The organism is Mannheimia indoligenes (assembly GCF_036880405.1).
Taxonomy (GTDB): Bacteria; Pseudomonadota; Gammaproteobacteria; order Enterobacterales; family Pasteurellaceae; genus Mannheimia; species Mannheimia indoligenes.
Genome location: NZ_JBAJJM010000007.1, coordinates 266,939 through 284,411, shown reverse-complemented (window position 1 = coordinate 284,411; position 17,473 = coordinate 266,939). Strand labels below are relative to the sequence as shown.

14 protein-coding genes are annotated in these 17,473 nt (G+C 38.3%); 9 read left to right on the top strand and 5 right to left on the bottom strand.

All coding sequences use genetic code 11. From position 1 onward, the window contains the following. The first annotated feature begins 422 nt into the window (after window positions 1–422). On the top strand, window positions 423–3,947 hold the full coding sequence (gene recB, locus V6W77_RS06465; RefSeq protein WP_334254142.1) for an exodeoxyribonuclease V subunit beta: 3,525 nt from the start codon (window positions 423–425) through the stop codon (window positions 3,945–3,947). 39 nt (window positions 3,948–3,986) lie between these two features. On the opposite strand, the gene greB is transcribed toward recB, so the two are convergent. The 3 genes from greB to V6W77_RS06450 all read right to left on the bottom strand — a co-directional run bounded on the left by greB (window position 3,987) and on the right by V6W77_RS06450 (window position 6,772). Then, the gene (gene greB, locus V6W77_RS06460) at window positions 3,987–4,469 is read right to left on the bottom strand and encodes a transcription elongation factor GreB (RefSeq protein ID WP_334254141.1); all 483 of its coding nucleotides are present in this window, start codon (window positions 4,467–4,469) and stop codon (window positions 3,987–3,989) included. Window positions 4,470–4,519: 50 nt separating this feature from the next. After that, window positions 4,520–5,800 carry an aminopeptidase PepB gene (gene pepB, locus V6W77_RS06455; protein WP_334254140.1) on the bottom strand — a complete coding sequence of 427 codons (1,281 nt, stop codon included), beginning with the start codon at window positions 5,798–5,800 and terminating at the stop codon, window positions 4,520–4,522. Window positions 5,801–5,950: 150 nt separating this feature from the next. Beyond that, entirely contained in the window at window positions 5,951–6,772 is an 822-nt protein-coding gene (locus V6W77_RS06450; RefSeq protein WP_334254139.1) for a 5'-nucleotidase, lipoprotein e(P4) family, read from the bottom strand. A gap of 145 nt (window positions 6,773–6,917) precedes the next feature. Here V6W77_RS06450 and V6W77_RS06445 point away from each other — a divergent pair, with 145 nt between their 5' ends. Then, complete coding sequence (locus V6W77_RS06445) at window positions 6,918–7,862, top strand: bile acid:sodium symporter family protein (RefSeq protein ID WP_334254138.1); 945 nt, start codon at window positions 6,918–6,920, stop codon at window positions 7,860–7,862. A gap of 96 nt (window positions 7,863–7,958) precedes the next feature. On the opposite strand, the gene V6W77_RS06440 is transcribed toward V6W77_RS06445, so the two are convergent. Next, on the bottom strand, window positions 7,959–9,122 hold the full coding sequence (locus V6W77_RS06440; RefSeq protein WP_334254137.1) for an efflux RND transporter periplasmic adaptor subunit: 1,164 nt from the start codon (window positions 9,120–9,122) through the stop codon (window positions 7,959–7,961). 58 nt (window positions 9,123–9,180) lie between these two features. Further along, window positions 9,181–9,996: a Cof-type HAD-IIB family hydrolase gene (locus tag V6W77_RS06435; RefSeq protein WP_334254136.1), complete on the bottom strand. Its 816-nt coding sequence runs from the start codon at window positions 9,994–9,996 to the stop codon at window positions 9,181–9,183. A 489-nt stretch (window positions 9,997–10,485) separates the two neighbouring features. Between V6W77_RS06435 and leuA the strand changes: the two genes are divergently transcribed. The 7 genes from leuA (at window position 10,486) to upp (ending at window position 17,417) form a co-directional block, all read left to right on the top strand. Beyond that, the gene (gene leuA / locus V6W77_RS06430; RefSeq protein WP_334254135.1) at window positions 10,486–12,030 is read left to right on the top strand and encodes a 2-isopropylmalate synthase; all 1,545 of its coding nucleotides are present in this window, start codon (window positions 10,486–10,488) and stop codon (window positions 12,028–12,030) included. Window positions 12,031–12,261: 231 nt separating this feature from the next. After that, window positions 12,262–12,834, top strand: coding sequence for an RNA polymerase sigma factor RpoE (gene rpoE, locus V6W77_RS06425; RefSeq protein ID WP_025236257.1), 573 nt, complete (start codon window positions 12,262–12,264; stop codon window positions 12,832–12,834). Between the two features lie 47 nt (window positions 12,835–12,881). Next, window positions 12,882–13,493, top strand: coding sequence for a sigma-E factor negative regulatory protein (locus V6W77_RS06420; protein WP_334254134.1), 612 nt, complete (start codon window positions 12,882–12,884; stop codon window positions 13,491–13,493). Window positions 13,494–13,681: 188 nt separating this feature from the next. After that, a complete protein-coding gene (locus V6W77_RS06415) occupies window positions 13,682–14,635 on the top strand; it encodes a MucB/RseB C-terminal domain-containing protein (RefSeq protein ID WP_235068737.1) in 954 nt (317 codons plus the stop codon). After that, window positions 14,632–15,063: a SoxR reducing system RseC family protein gene (locus V6W77_RS06410; protein ID WP_334254133.1), complete on the top strand. Its 432-nt coding sequence runs from the start codon at window positions 14,632–14,634 to the stop codon at window positions 15,061–15,063. The genes V6W77_RS06415 and V6W77_RS06410 overlap by 4 nt, the downstream gene beginning before the upstream one ends. Before the next feature lie 9 nt (window positions 15,064–15,072). Beyond that, a complete protein-coding gene (gene fadD / locus V6W77_RS06405; protein WP_334229040.1) occupies window positions 15,073–16,764 on the top strand; it encodes a long-chain-fatty-acid--CoA ligase FadD in 1,692 nt (563 codons plus the stop codon). Between the two features lie 23 nt (window positions 16,765–16,787). After that, a complete protein-coding gene (upp, locus tag V6W77_RS06400) occupies window positions 16,788–17,417 on the top strand; it encodes a uracil phosphoribosyltransferase (RefSeq protein ID WP_025236252.1) in 630 nt (209 codons plus the stop codon). Window positions 17,418–17,473 lie beyond the last annotated feature (56 nt).

Sequence of the window (17,473 nt, the reverse complement as noted above, 5' to 3'; positions counted from 1 at the left end):
GTGTTCCCTTGTTGTGGCGAAATTTACACAAATAAATTTTTTTCGTCAAATTTCGAGGGTTTTAGGGAACTTTTATAAAATCATTAAAAATCAATATGTTATGAATTTTTAATGAAATTTTACTCCATTTAAAAATGAGGTATGGATCACATTTTCAATAATTCTTTTGGAGTGAAATTTTTAAGGTGAAAATTAACTTATTGATTTATATATATTTTTTTAGGGGATGGAAAGAGGGGGATTTTATGTGTACACAAAAACGAAAAAAATTCAAACTTTTATTTAGATTTGTGAGCTTGATCACATAATAAATGAAATTTTTCTCCGAGATAGAATAAAAAAGAGTAAATTTGGTTCACACTAGCCATTCTTTTTCTTTATAGATAAAATCTTATTATTTGTCGTTTTCCTACTTTTACGTTATGCAAAATCTAAACCCTATTAAATTACCCTTAAATAAATCTGTCTTAATTGAAGCCTCTGCCGGCACGGGGAAGACGTTTACCATTGCCAATATTTACCTACGTTTATTACTAGGCGTAGGTGTTATGCCTTTAACTGTTGAGCAAATTTTAGTGGTAACTTTTACCAAAGCAGCAACGGAGGAGCTGAAAAATCGTATCCGAAAAAATATTCAGCAATGTGCCGATTTTTTAAAAGATAAAGTGAATGGGGAGAAAACAGAAAATAAATCTTATGCTAATAATCTTGAGTTTTTAGAGCAGCTCTATCCGCATATCAATCACATTCACGAAGCATTATTACGTTTGAGCATTGCCGAACGTGAAATTGACACTGCCAGCGTGTTTACCATTCACAGCTTCTGCCAAAAAATGTTGGTGCAGTTTGCCTTCGAGTCAGGCGTGCGATTTGATCTTGATTTACAGCCGAACCAATCTGATTTACTGAAAAAATTAAGCGAAGATGTATGGCGAGAGCAGTTTTATCCGCAAGGGGTAAAAGAAAGTGAAATTATTTCAGCTGAATTAACTACACCGGAAAGGGCGTTAAATGCGGTAAGAAATTATTTAGCAAGTGAGTTGCCCGAGCCGAAAGCGTTTCTAGCTCAAGATTTTACGGAACAGTTGGCACAATATAATCGATTTATTGATGAAGTGAAATCTTACTGGAAAGCCAATGGTGAAGCGTTAGTGGAAGCCATTAGGCACGATCTCAAAAATAAAACGACGTTACACGGTGGTTGGTATCGCTCTGCTACTTTTGAAACGGGTGTTATTGTGATGAACCAATGGGTAAATTCGTCAAATCGTGATTTGCCAGACGAGTTCTATCTGTTTACTACGGAGAAAATAGCCGCAGGCACGAAGAAAAGTTGTGAGCCAATGGATTTACCTCAACTTGCAAAAAATCAGGATTTTTTGACCGCTTATCAGCAGCAGTTTGAAAATAGCTTAAAAGCGATTTTACTCTATCAATTTTTAATAAGCTTAAAAACCAAGCTGGCAGAATATAAGCAATCGCACCCGGAGCGTGGTTTTGATGATTTACTGATAATGCTTAACCAAGCGTTGAAAAATCCACAAACTGGCAAGGCGTTAGCCCAAAAAATTCGCTCTATTTACCCTTTTGCGATGATTGATGAGTTCCAAGATACCGATCTAACCCAATATGAAATTTTCAGCCAAATTTTTATGGAAGGGCAGAGCGATAACGGCTTTATTATGATCGGTGATCCGAAACAGTCGATCTACAAATTTCGTGGGGCGGATATTTTCACTTATTTGAGAGCGGCAAAGCAGGCTGACGAGCAATTTACGCTTGGCAAAAACTGGCGTTCTTTGCCTGAAGTAGTACAAGCGGTCAATAATTTGTTTTATTTTGCAAATAAGGATAAATCGCCATTTCTTTATGATGACATCGGTTTTCACCCTGTTGAAGCAGACGGTCGCAAAGGTAAGCTAATGAGTGAGCAAGGGCATTTTGTTTGCTACACCAGAGATAAAACCAATCTCGATGAGAGAGCAGAAATTTGTGCATACCAAATCCATCAACAACTTAAGGCAATGAATGAGGGGAAATTCGGGATTGAGAAAAATGGTGAGTTCAACCCTTTTGAGCCAAAGGATATTACCATTCTAGTGCGAAAAGGCTCACAAGCGAAACGCATTAAAAAAGCCCTAGCCAAGCGAAATATTAAATCAGTTTATTTAGCGGAATCGGCTTCTGTATTTGGTTCTGAAATTGCAACTGAACTTTGTTGGATTTTGCAAGCCGGGCTTAACCCTTACAATTATAAAGCGTTATTGTCCGCTTTAGGTTCAACCCTTTGGGGGCTAAGTGCGGCAGAAATTTATCGCTACAAAGAAAATGAAATGTTGTGGGATTTAAAGGTCAATCAGTTTGTGGAATACAGCACCATTTGGAAAGAGCAAGGTATTTTGCCGATGTTGCATAAAATCTATTTGGAGCAAGGTATTATTGAACGATTAAAAGGCTTGCCGAATGCGGATCGTTTAATTACTGATTTGCTGCATTTGACGGAAATTCTGCAAGAAACTTCGCAGGCGTTGGAATCTGAAGCGGAACTGGTGCGTTGGTATGAAAAGCAAATTAGCTCACCCGATTTTAATGATGAACAGCAACTTCGCCTTGAAAGTGAAGAAGAGTTGATTAAAATTGTTACCATTCACGGCTCGAAAGGCTTGCAATATCCGATTGTTTGGTTGCCGTTTGCAGCGGAAAAAAGCGAGGGCGATACTAAGGTCAATTTAGGTTTATACCGTAATACACAAGGTAAATTGGATTGGTATTTGGGTGAAAAAGAGGCAAAAGAGCAAATCCAAAATGAAGCTTATGCGGAAGATCTTCGTCTGTTTTATGTTGCATTAACCCGTGCGGAATCTCAGCTCAATTTAGTGTTACCTAAAATGATTTCAGGCTGGAGCCCGTTACATTATTTATTGGCAGAAGGTGAATTACCGAAAGATGAAGTGAGTGTTGCAGACTATTTTGAGAAAAAGCAGATTTCAGCCGATATTATTGAAGTAGCAGAGCATTTACCTTTTAGCCGTTGGGAAAGTGGTAAAACGGAGGAAAGTTATCAAGCCAAAACCTTTAGTGGCAATATTCGGGTAGTGGGGCAGATTACGAGTTTTACTTCACTTTATGCACAACACGAGCGTTTTAGTGAAGGTAAAGCAGAAAGAGTGATAGATTTAGCCCAAGACAGAGATGTCCATATTGAACTCATTGAGCCGGATTACACGGTGGAAACTGATGCTTTTTCACCATTCCAATTTCCGCACGGCATTAAAGTTGGTACTGTGTTGCACAGTTTTTTTGAGCATTGCCGATTTGGCGAACAAATTGATAAAGAAAGTGTGGTGAAAGTGTGTGAACAATTAGGTTTAAGTGAAGAATGGCTCGAGCCAACATTAGGCTGGTTTGAGCGTATTCTTGCTACTCCTCTGCCGGAAGCAAATTTCTGTTTAAAAGAGATCGATGAAACTAAACGGTTAAATGAATGGCAATTCTATTTACGCTTAAAAAATGATAAAGCTCTGCACCAATTAAATGCGTTATTAAAACAACATAGCCCTTTAGCAAAAAATTTGCCTGAACTGCAATTGCCGCAATTAGAAGGCTTTGTGCGTGGCTTTGTGGATTGCATTGTGCAGATGAATGGAAAATTCTATTTGATTGACTACAAATCGAATTTCTTAGGTTATCTGCCACAAAATTATTCCATAGAAAATATTCAGCGAGAAATGGGCAGACAGCGTTATGATTTACAATATTTGCTTTATACTCTTGCTGTGCACCGTTATCTAACTGTTCGTCTAAGTGAAAATTACGATTATGAACGTGATTTTGGCGGCGTTGCGTATCTTTTCCTACGGGCTATGAATGGAGAGAGTGCAAGCGGTGTTTATTTTGACAAACCAAGCAAATTGCTAATTGAAGAAATGGATAGGTTGTTTGGGTAGATAGAGTAGGGGCAAATTGCGATTCGCCCCTACAAATGATTAGCTCGCTTGCTCATACCAAATCTTGTTAATATAAAGCAACACTTTTCCCATAGGTGTTTCCACCCGAATTTCATCGTCCACCTGTTTGCCGATTAACGCACGGGCGACCGGAGAGTCTATCGAAATCCAGTTTTTTGCCGGGTCAAATTCATCACAACCAACAATGCGATATTGTTTCGCCTCACCTTCTTCATTTTCGAGCTCAATCCAAGCACCAAAAAAGACTTTGCCTTCTTGTTTCGGGTGATAATCGACAATTTGTAATACCTCTAGCCGTTTAGAGAGAAAACGCACACGGCGGTCGATTTCACGCAAGCGACGTTTACCGTAAATATATTCCGCATTTTCGCTGCGATCGCCCAGTGCCGCTGCATCAGAAACCGCTTGCGTAACTTTTGGGCGTTCTTCCTTCCATAAAAATTTCAGCTCTTGATCTAAGGCTTGCCAGCCTGAGCGGGTAATGTAATTTGATTTAGCCATAATTATTCAATTGTTAGTAGGGCAAATTGCAATTTGCCCTACGAAGCCTGTTATTTTGAGAGTAACAAATTTGCGATTGTTTTGATACCAAGCCCTGTTGCACCCGCCGCCCATAAGTCGCTTGCGGTTTTGCGGAATGTAGCAGAAGCATCAATATGTAACCAGTTTTGCTGGTAGTTTTCTACAAAGTAAGATAAAAATGCGGTTGCCGTACTTGCACCTGCCCCAACGGGTACAGAACCGATATTAGCAATATCAGCGAATGAAGAAGAAATTTGCCCTCGGTGGAGTTCTTCAAACGGTAAACGCCAGAATGGTTCGTTTTCATCTTTTGCCGAGCTGAATAGAGCGTTTGTTAGGTTATCATCCATTGAAAGCACGGAATGGTAGTCGTTCCCCACCGCCACTTTTGCTGCTCCGGTGAGCGTTGCCGAATCAATAATAAATTGTGGATTTTGTTTTGAGGCATCAATTAAACCATCGGCTAACACCAAACGCCCTTCCGCATCAGTATTGAGCACTTCAACAGTAACGCCGTTGCGGTAAGTAATGATATCGCCCAACTTGAATGCATTGTGGCTGACCATATTTTCCGCACAGCAGAGATAAAGTTTTACACGTTTGTTTAAACCACGAGAAATCGCAAAAGCAAGTGAGCCTGTTAAGAGTGCCGCTCCGCCCATATCGGTACGCATTGTGCTCATTCCATCACTTGGTTTTAAACTGTAGCCGCCGGTGTCGAAGGTAATTCCTTTACCGACTAAGCAGGCAAGCACAGGGGCATTTTTATCACCTGTTGGATTAAAGTCTAATTTTAATAAAGCAGGGGGATTGTTTGAGCCTTTACCCACCGTCCAAATGCCGTGATAGTCTTTTTCTTTTAACGCTTTGCCACGAATGATTTCATAAGAAACTGTGTTTGGTTTTGCAATATTTTGGATAAATTCACCCGCTTGTTGAGCCAATTTCTCAGGGGTTAAGCTCTCAGACGGCTCGTTAATTAACTCACGCACGAAAGTAGCACATTTTACTCGGTTATCAAATTCCGCTTGTTGTTCGCCTAAATTAGGGTATTCCACCGAGCCTTGATTTTTAACTGAATTGAAACCTTGATGGAACGCCCAGCACTCTTCTAAATTCCAGCCATCGCCAGCTAATGCCACATTCAAAATACCTTGATTTTTAATTTTACGGGCGGCTTTTTGAATAGTGGCTACATCGTTTTTGGGGTTGTGAACGATAAAGCCCGCATTATTAACGGAAAGTAGAGCATTTTTTCCCCAAATTTCAGGGGCAGCTTGTTGGGAAAGTATAATTTTCATTGCTGTCATTGTTCGTTCCTTATTGTTTTAGTATGAGTTGAAAGCGTGGTTATCCTAACAAACTTTTGCAAAGTTTTATAGAAAAATGACCGCTTGTAATCGGATAAAAGATTTACAAGCGGTCGTTGTTTAGTGATTTTTCACAAATAGTTGAGCGGATTATTTACCGTCCCACGCATTGATTGCATTGTGGCGGATTTTTACCCGGCTTTCTGCATTGCCTTTGTAGTAATTTTTATCTAAACCACCTTCCCAGTCGCCGTAGTTCGGGTTTGGTAATACAATAAATTTTTTACCGAACAATTTGCTGTTTTCTGCCACAAACGCACGGCGTTCTGCGTTTGATTTGCGGTAAGTTGCATCACCGAAATCGTTTAGGTTATCGCCCACATAAAGCACGATCTCATAACCTTGTTTTTCGATTTCTTCAAAACGAGGGGTTTTGTTTGATTTATCTTTTTTCAAGAATAACGTTTTTTCACTTACGCCATTAAAGCCGAGTTTGTTCATATCATCGATAGTGCCTGCTTTTTCGTCGTCATCTTTACGGTTTGAAACATAAAATACTGTGCCTTTATGGCTGTTTACATAGTTGTTAAATTCAACGGCACCGGCAATCGCTCCGGTTTGACGGGCATTTACCCAGCGAGTCCAGCTTTCGCCATCAAAAGGCTTATGATTTTTCACTTGCCAGCCAGCGTAAGGGCTGTTATCTACCATTGTTTCATCTAAATCAACCACAACGGCTTTTTTCTTGCCTTTTTTCACTTTTGCCTGATCAAAAGCCATTTTTGCCGTGTTAAACGCTTGGTGTGCTAACGCTTGGTATTCTCCAGATTGTTGCACCCAGTTCACGCCTAAAGTTGCTTGCTCTTGCAACACCATTTGATGATGTTCATCACTATTTGAGTGAGTGTGAGTACAAGCGGTTAGAACGAATAAAGCGGTGAGGCTCATTGCGGAAAGTTTTAAGTTTTTCATAAAGATATCCTTAAATTTTTTGTTGATAAACGAAATGATTATACCTAAAAAGAGGCATTCATTACTATAGTTTTTATGACCGCTATTCACTTTTACTGAAAACTAAGTTAGGCTATTAACCTTTTTATAACAATATAGAGGCAATATGCAAACATTATTAAAATTTACGCAATTTGTTAGCAAAACTTTCGCTATTTGGGTGGTGGTTTTCGCTTTCATTGCGGCACAATTCCCTGAAACTTTTAAACAATTTGTTCCTTGGATTCCATATCTTTTAGGTATCGTAATGCTTGGAATGGGCTTAACTTTAACATTCAAAGATTTTGCTGAAGTTACAAAAAATCCAAAATCAGTGATTATCGGTGTTATCGCTCAATTCGTGGTAATGCCAAGTGTTGCTTATGGATTGGCAAAAGCATTTAATTTACCGCCTGATTTAGCCATTGGTGTGATTTTAGTGGGCTGTTGTCCGGGTGGAACATCGTCAAATGTAATGACTTATTTAGCTCGTGGTAACACGGCTTTATCGGTGGCTTGCACAACCATTTCAACCTTATTAGCACCTGTTTTAACCCCTGCTATTTTCTACTTATTTGCCAGTCAATGGTTAGAAATTAATGCAACGGCTATATTTATTTCTGTGCTACAAATGGTGTTGTTGCCTATTTTTGTTGGCGTCGTTATTCGTACTATCTTCAAGCAGAAAGTAGAACAGTTCAGCCAAACAATGCCGTTAATTTCGGTTATTGCGATTGTATTAATTGTAACGGCGGTGGTTTCAGTAAGTCGTGATCGCATTATTGAATCCGGTTTATTAATTTTTGCAGTGGTTGCCTTACACAACGGTTTAGGTTATTTAATCGGTTATTTAGCGAGCCGCTTATTTAAACTGCCTATTGCAGACAGCAAAGCAGTAGCAATTGAAGTAGGTATGCAGAACTCAGGTTTAGGAGCAGCACTTGCCGCATTACACTTTAAAGCGAATCCTGTGATTGCTGTGCCAAGTGCAGTATTTAGCTTCTGGCACAATATTTCAGGTCCTATCTTGGCGATGATTTTTGCGAAGATGAAAAACGATAATGAGAAATAAACATTCGTTTTAATATAGAAACAGGCAAGCGGTTAAATTTTTCTTATTTTTTGCAAAATATGAGGGAAATTTAACCGCTTGTTATTTAGAAAGGATTTAGAGAATTCTTGGTCCTCTTGTTGTACTTATTTTTTCTCCATCTGCTCTTTGCGTAACAATAACCTGATCGCCTTCATTTAATCCTGTTACAATTTCGGTATTTTGTGTATCAGAAATGCCGATTTGTATCGGTTTTTCAACCGACAGCCCATTCTCTAGCACTAACACATAATTTTCTTTTCCACGTTTTTTAATTACGTTAGTGGGAACAACTAAAACCTGCTCTCGTTTATCAATGGTAATTTGAGCTTGGGTTGTCATTCCAATGCGTAAACTATTATCGGAATTATCAATCGACACATTGGCATAGTAATAAACCGCCTCAGTATTGCCTGATTTTTCTGTGTAATTGTTGTCGGTAAGTGTTGTGAGTGCAGGATCAACAGAATCAATGGTTGCTAAATACTCTCGATTAGGTTCGGCAAGAGTAGAAAATTTGACTTGTTGTCCAACTTTTACTTGAGCAATATCGCCTTCTGAAATTTCAAGTTTAATCAGCATTTTAGATAAATCTGCCACTTGTACAATAGTAGGTGAAGTTTGATTAGAATTCACCGTTTGTCCGACAGAAACCGGCACAGATACAATCACACCATCCATTGGCGAGATGATTTGAGTGTAATTTAAATTGGTTTGAGCATTATTAACCGAGATTTCTGCGGATTTTAATTGTGCTTTGATGTTATCAACCGTTGCTTTGGCTGAAGCGAGTGTATTTTTAGCCGTTTCGACGTCTGACAACGCTGCACTATTGGCTCGATATAATTTAGTTAATCGGCTGTAATTTGATTGGGCGACTTCAAGAGCAACTTGTGCAGAGGTAAGCTGTGCTTTGTATGATGCGAGTTGAGCTTGAGCGGTGCTTAACGTGTTGCTTTGGTTGCTTGAGTCAATGTCTGCAATCAAATCGCCTTGTTTAACGGTTTGCCCGAGTTCGACATAGAGTTTTTGGATTTTACCCGAAACTTGAGCCCCAACCTCCGTACGTTTGCTCGCTCGTACTGACCCTGTGGCAAGTACATTTTTATTGATTTCGGCACGGCTAACCGCTTCAGTAATATAGTGAATTTGTTGTTCATCATTTTGCTGATTGTAGTAAAAATATCCACCTATTCCGACAGCGGCAATTAGCACAAGTGTGGCTAATGTTGTACGTTTCATACTCTTCCTTTGTGATATGTTGTGCTACAAGCGGTTGTTTTTTGAAAAAATTTTGCAATTAGATGATACCAAATGTGGCTCGAATATAACTGGCAACCGCTTCATCTTTATTGTATCCAATCACTTCATTACTCGGTAATGCCAATTTTAGGCGAGGATCGGCATTTGCCATTAGACAACCTTTGCCCGCTAAGTTCAACATTTCTATATCATTCATACCGTCGCCAAAGGCAATGCAATCTTGTAATTTGTAGCCTCGTAATTTCACTAACTCTTCCAAGGCATTCGCTTTGCAAACGCCCTTTGCCATTACTTCAAGGCAGAGTAGGGCGGAATAGGTCATTTGCACACGGTCCCCATAGGTTTCTCGAATGTAATTTTCAATCGGAATTAAGGCTTCAACTGTTTTACCGATAAAAAAGACTTTCTCTGTTTCTCTGCCGTGATGGTTAGAAAAATCTGCCACTTGATAGCCAAAACCGGATTCTTGGTGGAAGTGTTTTAGCTGTGGAATCTCTTTATTGATAAACCATTCATCGCCTTGATAGCTGTTTAGGCAAACATTTTTATCGTCAAAGTTAATGTTCATTAACTCAACGGCGATATCTTCCGGCAAATAATGACTGACAATTTTTTCGCCGTCTAAATTATTGGCTCTTGCTCCATTTGAGGTAACCAGCATTGCATTTTTAGCATCTACTTTGCTGATGATATGGGAAACATCGGGGTAATTTCTGCCTGTGGCAAAAAAGATATCTACGCCTTTTTGTGATAATTTTTCTAATGTTTCAATCGTAAAATCGCCAATTTTATGATGTGCATTTAACAGAGTACCGTCAAGATCGGAAATAATGGCACGAAATGGTAGGGTCATTGTGTATCCTCAGCAGTAAAATAATGCAAGAGGCTATCAAATTTGAGTTGAAACTTCAAAGGTAAAAATAAATTTAAAATTATTTTTATAGAAATTTTAAAATTCTAAATATCATTAAAATTGATGTATTGTATTATTTTGCTTTTCTCATTTGGAGTTTTCAACCAAATATATTGTTAATGGCAAAATAATATTCTAATTTGATAGGTTCTTAATTGCGGTTAAACGGTTGCGTAAAGTGAAAAATGCTATTGACATTACCTTGGATAAAGCTAATATACACCCATTAACGAATAACAATGCAAACATAAACACACAACACAACATATGGAAAAATTTACCTTACTCCGATTATCTCTGTTATCGTATTCTGTGCGAGGATAAAGATTGGTTGGAAAAAGTAAATGGACTATCCACATTCTTGCCCGCACTTAAAATGCGGGCTTTTTTTATCCCAATAATTTATCCCAATAAAATGAAGGTTTTATTATGAGCAACAATAACATTATTATTTTTGACACCACCTTACGTGATGGCGAACAATCTCTAAAAGCGAGTTTAACGGTAAAAGAAAAATTACAAATTGCACTCGCGTTGGAGCGTTTAGGTGTGGATGTTATGGAGGTAGGTTTCCCTGTTTCATCATCAGGGGATTTTGAATCGGTACAAACGATTGCTCGTCATATCAAAAACAGCCGTGTGGCGGCACTTTCTCGAGCTGTACCAAAAGATATTGATGCTGCTTATGAAGCCTTAAAAGTTGCAGAAGCTTTCCGTATTCACACCTTTATTGCTAGCTCGGCATTGCACGTTGAAGCAAAATTAAAGCGTTCATTTGATGATGTAGTGGAAATGGCAGTGGCAGCAGTAAAACGTGCTCGTGGCTATACCGATGATGTCGAGTTTTCGTGTGAAGATGCAGGTCGTACAGGGATTGATAACATCTGCCGTATTGTAGAAGCTGCAATCAACGCAGGGGCGACCACCGTGAATATTCCGGATACGGTTGGTTTCTGCTTGCCGAATGAGTATGGAAACATTATCCACCAAGTGATGAACCGTGTGCCGAATATCGATAAAGCAATCGTTTCTGTACATTGTCATAACGATTTAGGAATGGCAACAGCGAACTCTTTAACCGCAATCCAAAATGGGGCAAGACAGATCGAATGTACCATTAACGGTATTGGTGAACGTGCAGGGAATACGGCATTGGAAGAAGTGGTAATGGTGATTAAAACCCGTCAAGAATTCTTGGGCGTGGATACTCGTATCAACACCCAAGAAATTCATCGTGTGAGCCAAATGGTGAGCCAGCTTTGTAATATGCCAATTCAGCCGAATAAAGCGATTGTAGGCAGCAATGCGTTCGCTCACTCATCAGGTATTCACCAAGACGGTATGCTGAAAAACAAAAATACCTACGAAATTATGTCTCCGGAAACCATTGGCTTGAAGAAAGAGAAGTTAAACTTAACCGCTCGTTCAGGTCGTGCAGCGGTAAAAGGACATATGGCGGATATGGGCTATACCGAAGCGGATTATGATTTAGATAAACTCTATGAAGCTTTCCTAGAGCTTGCTGATAAAAAAGGACAAGTTTTTGATTATGATTTAGAAGCTCTTGCTTTTATTGATATGCAACAAGGCGAAGAAAACAGATTAAAACTGGATGTGATTACGACTCAGCTGATTAGCGGTTTGCCGGCATCTGCATTTGTGCAGGTAGAACTAGACGGTGTTCGTCAAAGTGCAACTTCGCAAGGCGGTAATGGTCCGGTTGAAGCAACTTACAATGCAATTATGAATATTGTGGGGATGGAGCTTAAAATGTCGCACTATAACTTAACCGCAAAAGGAGAAGGAGCAGAAGCCTTAGGGCAGGTGGATATTGTGGTGGAATATGAAGGCAGAAAATTCCACGGTGTGGGCTTGGCGACAGATATCGTAGAAAGCTCGGCAAGAGCGTTAATTCACGCCATCAATGCGATTTACCGTTCACAAAAAGTAGCGGATTTAAAAGCGAAGAAATGAGAAATAATAAAGTAGAGTAAATTGCAATTAGTCCTTTTCAAAGGCGATACAAGCGGTCGGATTTTTTGAAATTTTTGCAAAATTTCGCTAAAATCCGACCGCTTGTTATTTGTTTTTATCAAAAAATCAAAAAGATCAGAAAATTTTCCGCATTAGTTGGAACTTTTAGAAAAAAGCACACACTAAAGAAGTGTGCAATGGAAATGACACATTTATTAGGAGAGTCCGCAGTTGAGCGAACAAATCACCGACCAAGAATTAGTCGAAAAAGCACAAAAAGGTGATAAAAAAGCATTTAATTTACTTGTAGTACGTTATCAAAACAGGGTAGCCGGTTTGCTTACTCGCTATGTTGCAAGAGATGATATTCCAGACATTGTGCAAGAATCTTTTATTAAAGCCTATCGTTCCTTAGAATCATTTCGTGGGGAAAGTGCTTTTTACACTTGGCTTTACCGTATTGCGGTTAATACTGCAAAAAATCATTTAACTTCATTAGGCAGAAGACCTCCGAAAGAAGATATTTTAGCCGAAGATGCCGAAAGCTATGATGTTGGTACTCAGCTTCGTGAAAGTGATACACCTGAAAATTTGGTGCTATCCGAAGAATTAAAGAAAGTCGTATTTGATACGATTGAAAATTTACCTGATGAGCTTAAAACTGCAATTCGTTTAAGAGAATTAGAAGGTTTAAGTTACGAAGAAATTGCAGAAGTGATGGAGTGCCCTGTAGGAACAGTACGTTCACGTATTTTCCGTGCAAGGGAAGCAATTGATGCAAAAATTAATCCACTTATACAGTAAATCAAATAAATAGTTTTAAAAAATCTCAAAAATCATTGGAGTCGATTATGCAACAACGCATTACTCAACACGAATACCTTTCTGCTTATATGGACGGGCAAGATGTTGATAAAGAGTTTGTAGAAACCTTAACCAATAGCCCTGAATTACAGCAAAAATGGGCTAGTTATCACACCATTCGTAATGTGATGCAAGGTGATGAAATCATCTTAGGTGCGGATTTTTCTGCGGAAATGGAAGCATTGCTTGAAAATGAAGAAATTGAATCTCAAGCAAATGTGGAAAAACCAAAAGGTTTATTACTTAAACTTAAACGTTGGGGTACTCCACTCTTACAAGCAGGTGTTGCTGCTTCAGTCTGTTTAGTTGCTGTATTTGGTGTAAATTCATTTAACGCTAATAATGAAGTGGCTCAAACTCAGCCTGTATTGCAAACTTTACCTTTCAGTAATTCTGTTGAAGCGGTAAGTTATAATGCACCGGCGAAAGATCAGCCAACTGCTGAGCAATTAGAGCTTCAGCAACGTAAAATCAATGCGTTACTAGAAAATCACGAGCTACAACGTCGTACAAATACAGTACAAGGTGTAACTTTATCAGAAGAAGAAAAACAGAAGGCTAAAACTTCTTCAAATCAAGTAGAACAGCAAAATAGATAAGATAGATTAAGGTAAGTAAGAAACCACATAATTAATTGATAATTATGTGGTTTTTTGTATGTAAATGTAGCGAAAAAACAAGAAATTACTCACAAATAGCGAAATGATTTAAAATTTTTGATAGAATAAATCAGTTTAATTTGGTTTTGAGAATAAATATGTTTATTAAGATAAAAAAATATTTTTTGATGTTCATAGCTATTTTCGCTTGTTCCGCTTTTGCGTTGGCAGATACAGGAATTAAAACGCCTTTGCTGTATTTATCTTCAATGACTGAAGCTCATAAAAAATCAAATTACGAATTACTCTATATTCTTCAGCAAAATACAGGCATAGAATCTTTTCGGTTACGCCACGCCTTTGTTAATGATAAAGAGTATGCTCAATTATTAAATCTAGATCACAATCGAGAAGAAATTATCCTGAAAGATAGCAATGTTAGCTATTTAGGATACAACTTCCGTCCTTTTAGTTTAAACAGTTCCTATATTTTAGATAACCTTCCCAATGTCATTTACGCTGATTATCATCACTTAAACGGCTATGTATTCTTAGATGCGGGTAAAGATCGTATTTCGGATAGAATAGCGAAAGTTATTCGTATTTTGCCAAAAGATAATTTCCGCTATTCTTACACGCTTTGGATTGATGAAGAGACCAATTTATTGCTAAAAAGCCAGCTGCAAAATGAAGATAATGTAGTGTTAGAAGAATTTCGAGTGTTACAGCTTTACCAATCTCAAGAAATTGCGATGATTGCTAATGCAATTGATGTTTTAATGCTACCAACATTAACCTCTACTCAAAAAGAAGAGATAAAATCGCCTTATAACTGGGATGTGAACGAGTTACCGACAGGTTTTCGATTGGTTAAGAACCAAACAGTAAGCGGAGCAGCTTATCAGTTTGACAGTGAATATGTGGATAGCCGTTTATATAGCGATGGTTTATTGAGTTTTACGATTTATGTAATGCCGAGTCAAGGTGTTAATTTTGATGACTATGCCGGACAGCAAGGCAAATTAACCGTTTTAAATCAGACAATCAATGATAAAGATATTGTGATTATTGGCGATGTGCCGTTAGAAGCGGCTAAGCACATTTTGGCAAACATTCAATTTAGAGAAGGAGCTTCTCAATGATAGTAGAAGAAGCGACTGTTGTGGAATACCGTAATGGTATTGCTATTGTGCAATGCTATGCAAAAAGTGGCTGTGGCGGTTGTGCGTCAAAGGTCGCTTGTGGTACAAAAGCATTATCAGCGTTAGCTGGTGAAAAAATAGCACCACGTTTTCGCATCGCGGTTGATGAACCGTTAAATGTGGGTGATAAAATTCAGTTAGGTTTAGCTGAAAATACATTATTAAAAAGTGTCTTTCTAATTTATGGCATTCCGCTATTTATTTTAATTATAACAGCGGTCGGATTTTCACAATTTTTTGCAAATGAACTTATTGTTTTGTTTGTAATGTTGCTTTTTACAGGAATCAGTTTCTGGGCTGTAAAAAAATTTATTGATAAACGCAGTCAGCAAGTAAATTTTTCGCCTATTTTTTTAGGTAAGGTTTAGGAGACTAGAATGGAAAAAATATGGTTTAAGAATTACCCTCCCTATTCGCCAAAAACAATTGAAACGAATCAATATGAATCGCTGGTTGAGATGTTTGAAGCGGCAATAAAACGCCACCCGGATATTCCAGCTTATATTAATATGGGGCAAATTCTGACTTTTCGCAAATTAGAAGAACGCAGCCGTTCTTTCGCTGCTTATTTGCAAAATGAATTACGTTTACAAAAAGGCGATCGTATTGCATTAATGATGCCGAATTTATTGCAATATCCGATTGCATTATTTGGAGCATTGCGTGCCGGATTGATAGTAGTAAACGTTAATCCGCTTTATACACCGCGTGAATTAGAGCATCAGCTTAACGATAGCGGAGCAAAGGCGATTGTGATTGTCTCCAACTTTGCGGCTACTTTAGAAAAGGTGGTGTTCAACACAAATATTAAACACGTTATTTTAACCAGAATGGGAGACCAGCTCTCATTTGGTAAACGTACTTTAGTTAATTTCGTGGTTAAATATATTAAAAAATTAGTGCCTAAATATAAGTTACCTCACGCTGTCAGCTTTAGGGAAGCATTAAGTATTGGCAAACAAAGACAATATGTCAAACCGAATATTGTAAGTAGCGATCTTGCCTTTTTACAATACACGGGCGGTACAACAGGCGTAGCGAAAGGGGCAATGCTAACGCATCAAAACTTAATTGCAAATATGATGCAGGCAAAATGGATTGTTGATCCTTTATTGAAAAATTCGCCAAACTTAATTGGTACAGTACCTTTACCGCTTTATCACGTTCTTGCGTTATCTTTAAACTGCTTATTATTCCTTGAACTAGGTATTACAGGCTTATTAATTACTAACCCTCGTGATATTCCTGGTTTCATTAAAGAGCTGAAAAAATATAGAGTATCAATTATTACGGGTGTGAATACATTATTTAACGCCTTACTCAATAATGAAGCATTTAAAGAGGTGGATTTCTCAAATTTGAAACTCAGTGTGGGTGGAGGAGCGGCTATTCAGTCTAATGTAGCAAAACGTTGGCACGATTTGACAGGGTGCCACATTATTGAAGGTTACGGAATGACAGAATGTTCACCACTTATTTCCGCAACACGAAGTGATTCTGTGGAATATTCAGGTTCAATTGGCGTGCCTGTACCCAATACGGATATCCGCATTGTAGATGATGAAGGTAACGAACTCCCACTTGGTGAAAGAGGAGAGCTATTGGTTAAAGGTCCTCAAGTAATGCAAGGTTATTGGAATCGTCCTGAAGATACTGCTCAAGTATTAAAAGACGGTTGGATGGCAACAGGCGATATTGTCGTAATGGGTGAAGATCTCAATTTACGCATTGTCGATCGCAAAAAAGATATGATCATCGTATCCGGTTTTAACGTTTATCCAACCGAAATTGAAGAGGTGATTTCACAAAATCCTAAAGTGAATGAAGTCGTTGCTATTGGTATACCGAGTGAAGCTTCTGGCGAAAGTATTAAAATTTTTGTAACGAAAAAAGATGAAAGTTTAACCCGTGATGAACTTCGTAGTTACTGTCGCCAATTCCTAACGGGCTATAAAATTCCACGTGATATTGAGTTTAGAGATGAACTACCAAAAAGTAATGTTGGTAAAATTCTTCGCCGTGTATTAAGAGATGAAGAATTAGCAAAATCAACGGTTAATAACACTTAAATTATTTAATTAAGGAGCTTACAATGAAAATTGTTGAAGTAAAACACCCACTGGTAAAACATAAATTAGGTTTAATGCGTGAGGCGGAAATCAGCACAAAAGATTTCCGTGAGTTAGCCAACGAAATTGGCAGTCTTTTAACTTACGAAGCAACCAAAGATTTAGAAATGGAAACAGTCGAAATTAACGGCTGGAGCGGTAATACAATTCCTGTCGAGCGAATTAAAGGCAAAAAAGTTACTGTTGTGCCAATTTTGCGTGCGGGTTTGGGGATGATGGACGGTGTGTTGGAACATATTCCAAGTGCCAGAATCAGTGTGGTTGGGATTTACCGTGATGAAGAAACGCTAAAACCTGTTCCATATTTTTCAAAATTAGCGAATGATGTAGCTGAACGTTTAGCTATTATTACAGACCCAATGTTAGCAACGGGCGGTTCAATGGTTGCAACTATTGATCTACTGAAAAAAGCAGGCTGTAAACACATCAAAGTATTAGTATTAGTTGCTGCCCCAGAAGGGATTAAAGTGCTGGAAGAAGCACACCCTGATGTGGAACTCTACACTGCATCAATTGATAGCCACTTAAACGAAAAAGGATATATCATTCCAGGCTTAGGCGATGCCGGTGATAAAATTTTCGGTACGAAATAGTTTTTAAATTGCCATATAAAATACAAGCGGTCATATTTTGTAAATTTTTTACTCAA